5 protein-coding genes and 1 pseudogene are annotated in these 5100 nt (G+C 65.1%); 5 read left to right on the top strand and 1 reads right to left on the bottom strand.

What is annotated here, in order from left to right; genetic code table 11:
• Nucleotides 1-874 (bottom strand): nucleotidyltransferase family protein (locus EN738_RS30730; protein ID WP_127286887.1); only part of this gene is annotated, 874 nt, incomplete at its 3' end.
• Between the two features lie 499 nt (nt 875-1373).
• On the opposite strand from EN738_RS30730, the gene EN738_RS30725 reads away from it, so the two are divergent.
• The 5 genes and pseudogenes from EN738_RS30725 to EN738_RS30705 all read left to right on the top strand — a co-directional run.
• A complete protein-coding gene (locus tag EN738_RS30725; protein WP_126056859.1) occupies nt 1374-1526 on the top strand; it encodes a lasso peptide in 153 nt (50 codons plus the stop codon).
• A 226-nt stretch (nt 1527-1752) separates the two neighbouring features.
• Entirely contained in the window at nt 1753-2052 is a 300-nt protein-coding gene (locus EN738_RS30720) for a PqqD family protein (protein WP_127286886.1), read from the top strand.
• Complete coding sequence (locus tag EN738_RS30715) at nt 2036-2452, top strand: lasso peptide biosynthesis B2 protein (protein ID WP_127286885.1); 417 nt, start codon at nt 2036-2038, stop codon at nt 2450-2452. The genes EN738_RS30720 and EN738_RS30715 overlap by 17 nt, the downstream gene beginning before the upstream one ends.
• A gap of 3 nt (nt 2453-2455) precedes the next feature.
• The gene (locus EN738_RS30710) at nt 2456-4372 is read left to right on the top strand and encodes a lasso peptide isopeptide bond-forming cyclase (RefSeq protein ID WP_127286884.1); all 1917 of its coding nucleotides are present in this window, start codon (nt 2456-2458) and stop codon (nt 4370-4372) included.
• A pseudogene (locus tag EN738_RS30705) lies at nt 4369-5100 on the top strand (hypothetical protein); the annotation flags it as partial. The gene EN738_RS30710 and the pseudogene EN738_RS30705, both read left to right, overlap by 4 nt.

The following is a 5100-nucleotide window of genomic DNA, read 5'->3' as shown; positions in this document are numbered from 1 at the left end:
GGCCAAGCAGCAGCGTGTCCGCCAGCCCCTGCTCGATTGCGTAGTCGAGCACGTCCCGCTGCTCGGCCTCGCTCAGGCGACCGGCGCTCGCCCTGACGTCGCAGACATAGCCGGCGCAGGGTTCGCGGTTGAAGAACGCCTTGGCGACGCTGATGCAGGACAACAGCAATGTGTCGGAAGCCGAGATGAAGGGCACATGAGCGCCGGCGATCCCGACCTCGCGCTTGCGCCGCAGGAAACCATCGGTGTCGCGGGGGCTTGGCGAGCCGGGCTGCTGCAGCCGGTAATGGAGGTCGACGGTGGACGCCTTAGCGTCACCGCCGCGGATCATGTGCTGCTCGCCGAGAAAGCGCAGCCACCACAGCGAGCGCGACTGGCCGGCGACCTCGTAGCCGATCGCGCGCAGCGCCTCGCGCGCCTTGGCGAAGCCCGCCTGCGAGACGAGGATGTCGACATCGCCCGACGGCTTCATGAAGTGATCGCCATAAAGCAGTTGCTGCTGGAACGGTCCCTTCAGGAACACGAAATCGATCTGCCGGTCGCGCAGCACCTGGTGGATGGCCAGCGAATCCATGATGCCGGACGAGTTCATCGAGACCGTGCGGCGGCGGTAGGTGTCGAGCCAGCCAAGCAGTTCGGACGGCCCCTCGCCGGCCCCGGCACGGGACAAGGCCTTGAGGACGAAGATCGCGACCTTGTTCAGCCTGGCGATGTCGGCAACCGTGGCGATGGAGATGGACGGCGCCGACGCCCCGCCTGCCACCGCGCCCATGGCGGGTGAGAAGAACAGCCTCAGGCAGGCCTGCACATAGGCGACCTCATCGGCGCAGTCGGCGGCGCGCAGCCTTTGGTAAGCACTTTCCTGCACGGCCATTCCCGACAAGGTCCTCGCAAAAATCCGCCCGACGCGTTATATTGCACCTGCGAAGAAAAGCATCGCTAAAATCATCGCCGCCGTCCAGCTTTTCCTCCGGCGGAGCGGCTGGCTGCAACTGTAGCGTTTACACGCCATCGCACGGCGGCGACCCGGCTGACGGTCCGGCCCAGGGTCCGGGACCGGCAGGAGTTCGGCACCTCGCGCACAAAATTCTACATGCCTACAATGCAGGCATGTGAGTCAAAAAATTTATCATAATTAAATCATATGCTTAAATAGGCGTCACGGACGCGTCGTTAAATTCCGTTATGAGGCAAGGCCAGGATGGTGCCTGCGAAAGGTTTGATCACCAACCAAGGCAAGCGCAACCAAGAATTGATTAATGGTTGGTAAATCAGGCTTGACTCATTTAGGGTGCCATGCAGCTATTGCGATGCAGCATAGAAATGTGCTGCCGGCACTCGACAGGCCGTTTCCAGTCCTATCGGAGAGTAAAATGGAACAGAATGTTGAAAAGCAAGAGTACGAGACGCCAAGCCTGACGGTTCACGGTTCGATCGAAACGATCACGCAAGGCGGCTCGGGTACGACGGCGCTCGACGCGGCATTCCCCGCGCACACGCCTTTCGACCAGCTTACGTTCTCTTGAGCTTGACTGTGTTCCGGGGCGAAGAAGTTGGGGCTCCGAATACATCTTCTCGGAGAGCCGGGGGATCCATTCCCCCGGCTTTCTGCCCGGAGCCAGAACTGTCCCGGTGAACCGGGAAGAGACCTCGGCTTCTGTTCGACCATGGCCTCTCCTGGACGGATCGGCTGAGATCCATCGATCCTGTCCCGGAACTGACGAAGCGTAGCGTTTTGTAGGGAGGTTTAGGATGACCTGGGATCCGGCGGATCAAGACCGCGTAACCGCCACCAGCGATGCGGTGGCTTGCGAATTCGGCAGCGGACTGGCGTTGCTCAATCTGAGATCCAACATCTACTACAGCCTGAACAGCGTCGGCGCCTATATCTGGGAACTGATCCAGGAACCGCGGCCGATCGCCGACATCCGCACCGCGGTGCAGACGCGCTACGACGTCGATCCGGAGCGCTGCAAGGCCGATGTCGACGGGTTGTTGAAAGGCCTGGCCGAGGCAGGGCTTGCGAGGCTCCACCATGAGGCACTTGTCTAGGCTCCTCTCGCTGAGCGGCCCGCAGATGCTGTTTCTGGCGCGCTGCCTGCTGGTGGTCGCCGCCGCGCGGCTGGGGCTGACGCTGTTTTCCTTCAACCGTGTTCGGAGCCTGGTGATGCGGCTCGACGCGCGCGAGGCGGCCAGCGTCGCCGATCTGAGACACATCGCCTGGGGTGTCGCGGCGGCCGCTCGCCTTGTCCCCCATGCAAGCTGCCTCACCCAGGCGCTGGCGGGCCAATACCTTCTCGCCCGCAAGGGCAAGGCCTCGAACATACGCATCGGCATCGAGCAGAACACGGGCGCCGAGCTGAAGGCGCATGCCTGGCTGATGAGCGGCAACCACATCGTGCTGGGCGGCTCGCTTGCCGGGTTCGCCCATCTCGTCGACCACGGTCACTAGACGATGAGCGGCGTGGCCGGAATCCTGTCCAGGCGCAATGGCAAGCCCGCCACCGCGGCCGACATCCAGCAGATGCTGGCGCGCATGCAGCACCGCGCCCGCGACGGCGCCTCGTGGTGGTCCGACACGATTATCACGCTTGGCCATGCCTGGCTGAACACGACGGACGAGGCAGGACCGGGCCCGCTGACGATGGCCGGCGGCAGGCTGGCGATCACCGCCGACTGCCGGCTGGACAACCGCGACGAACTGCTGGCCAGGCTCGGTATCCGGGACAGGTCGGTCGCCGACGCCACGCTGGTGATGCGCGCCTTTCTCAACTGGGGCGAGGCCTGCCCCACCTATCTGCAAGGCGACTTCGCCTTCGCCATTTGGGACAGCGAACGCCAGGCGCTGTTTTGCGCCCGCGACCATTTCGGGGTCAAACCCTTCTACTATCATGCGAGCGACCGGCGGTTTGCCTTCGCGTCGGAGATCGGACCACTCCTCGGCCTCGATGAGGTCGGCACCCGCCTCAGCGAGCACCAGATTTCCGGCTTTCTCGCAGGGCTGCCGGATGATCCGCAATCCACGGCTTACACCGACATCTTTCGCTTGCCGGCCCGCCACAGCCTGACGGTGACGGACAGCCAGGTGGCGCTGCGCCGCTACTGGCAGATCGAGCCGTCGCGACGGCCGCTTCGATCGGATGCCGCCGAGGAATTCCGGCACCTGTTTTCGCAATCCGTCCGCAACCGCATGCGCGGCACCGATGCGGTCGGCGCGATGCTGAGCGGCGGCCTCGATTCCTCCTCGATCGCCTGCGTGGCCGGGCTGGAGAATACGGCGCGGAGAAAGCCGAAACTGCCGACCTTCTCGCTGATCTTCGAGAAGGGCTCCTCGATGGACGAAAAGCCGTTCATCGACGCGGTGCTTGGCAAGCCGAGCCTCGACGGCACATTGATTGCCGTCGGCAACTATGCGCCGTTCGCCGAGTTCGAACGCATCCTGGAGGAGCAGGAAGGCATCTTCCTGGCGCCCGGCCTGTCGCTGACCCGCAGCATCTACCGGACCGCGGGCGCGAAAGGCATGAAGGTACTGCTCGACGGTCATGGCGGCGACGAGGTGGTGTCGCAGGGCCACGGCCATCTGCACGAGCTGGCCATAGCCGGCAGGTGGATGGAGCTGTGGCGCGAATTGCGCGGCGCCTCCAACACCTATGGCGACGGCATGCTCGGCATGTACTTCAAATTCCTGACCGTCTACGGACCAGCCTGGCGGATCGCCAAATTGCGCGGGATGGCCAATCGCATCCTCGGCAGGCTGCGGCGCGGGCCGACGCCTGCGCCGCGCAGCTGGGGCGGCTTGGTCAATCCGGAACTTGCCCGGCGCACCGAGCTTGCCGAACGGTTCCACAGGGCCGGCTACATGCCGTCCAGCGTCAGTGCCAGCGAGGCGCTGACGCATCGCTGGATCCTGTCGACGGGGCTGGTGCCGCACGCCTTCGAGGTGCTCGACAAGGCCGCCGCCAATTTCGGCGTCGAGCCGCGCTATCCGTTCTGGGACAAGCCGCTGGTCGAGTTCTGCCTGGCGCTGCCAGGCGAGGAGAAGCTGAACCGGGGCTTTGGCCGCTACGTGCTGCGCCGCGCCATGGACGGCATCCTGCCGCCCACTGTGCAGTGGCGACGCGACAAGATCGATTTCACGGCCAACCTGGTCAAGGGCATGGTCGGCAACCATCGCGACCTGCTGGACAGGGTGCTGGTGTCGGACGCCGGCCTGATTGAGCCCTATGTCAATCTGCCGGAGGTGACCGCCGCCTATGCCCGCATCCTGCGGCGGCCGGACGAGGCGGAGCCGCTGGACGTGCAATATGTCTGGCGCTCGACCTCGCTGTCGCTCTGGCTGCGTCAGGTCAAACTCGGCGGGAGCCACGCATGATGTCGTTCAACGGTTCGCTTGCGCACGATCTTCGACAGGACCCGGCCCGGCCGGCGGCCGAGAGCGGCCGGGAGCGCCGCTTCTACCGCGCCTATGGGCTGACGATCAGTTCGGAGGTGGCCTTGCCCGAGCTGGAGGCAACGGCGCCGGCAGCCGCCGACGTCGTGATCGCGGTCGGCCCGATCGACTATCCAAAACCCCGGTCCGAAGCCGGAATCGCCTTCCGCTTCGAGCCTTCGCGCCAGTATCTGGCCTGGGATGCGGTTGGCGCCTTCCTGGTCAGCGATGCCCGCCGCATCGACATCGAGCCGGCGCCCGGCATTGACGACCAGCTGATCGCCTTCCCGCTGCTGGGGCCGGTCATGGCGCTGCTGCTGCATCAGCGCGGCCTGCTCGTGCTGCACGCCAGCGCGATCGCCGTCGGCGGCAGCAGCGCGATCTTCATGGGCGACAAGGGCGCCGGCAAGTCGACCACCGCCGGCGCCATGATCAGCGCCGGACACCGGCTGCTGACTGACGATGTCGTGGCGCTGGACCTGTCCAGGCCGGACGAACCGGTGATCGTTCCCGGCTTTCCGCAGCTGAAGCTCGCCGCCGATGCCGCCGCGGTGCAGGATGTAGATCCGCGTTGCCAAAACCGCGTCGCCGGAAAATCCGCCATGCAGGCGATGCTGCGCCTTGTCGATCGCCGGATGCGCTTGCGGACGCACTTCCGCTTGCCGGATCGG

It is taken from the genome of Mesorhizobium sp. M4B.F.Ca.ET.017.02.2.1, assembly GCF_003998955.1.
In the GTDB taxonomy this organism is placed as follows: Bacteria; Pseudomonadota; Alphaproteobacteria; order Rhizobiales; family Rhizobiaceae; genus Mesorhizobium; species Mesorhizobium abyssinicae.
Note: the sequence above shows the minus strand (reverse complement) of the source record. Positions and strands in the feature narration are given on the sequence as shown.

Bases quoted from the DNA above. Each gene is read 5' to 3' on its own strand.
- EN738_RS30725 (WP_126056859.1), top strand. From the start codon at position 1,374: ATGGAACAGAATGTTGAAAAGCAAGAGTACGAGACGCCAAGCCTGACG.
- EN738_RS30720 (WP_127286886.1), top strand. From the start codon at position 1,753: ATGACCTGGGATCCGGCGGATCAAGACCGCGTAACCGCCACCAGCGAT.
- EN738_RS30715 (WP_127286885.1), top strand. From the start codon at position 2,036: ATGAGGCACTTGTCTAGGCTCCTCTCGCTGAGCGGCCCGCAGATGCTG.
- EN738_RS30710 (WP_127286884.1), top strand. From the start codon at position 2,456: ATGAGCGGCGTGGCCGGAATCCTGTCCAGGCGCAATGGCAAGCCCGCC.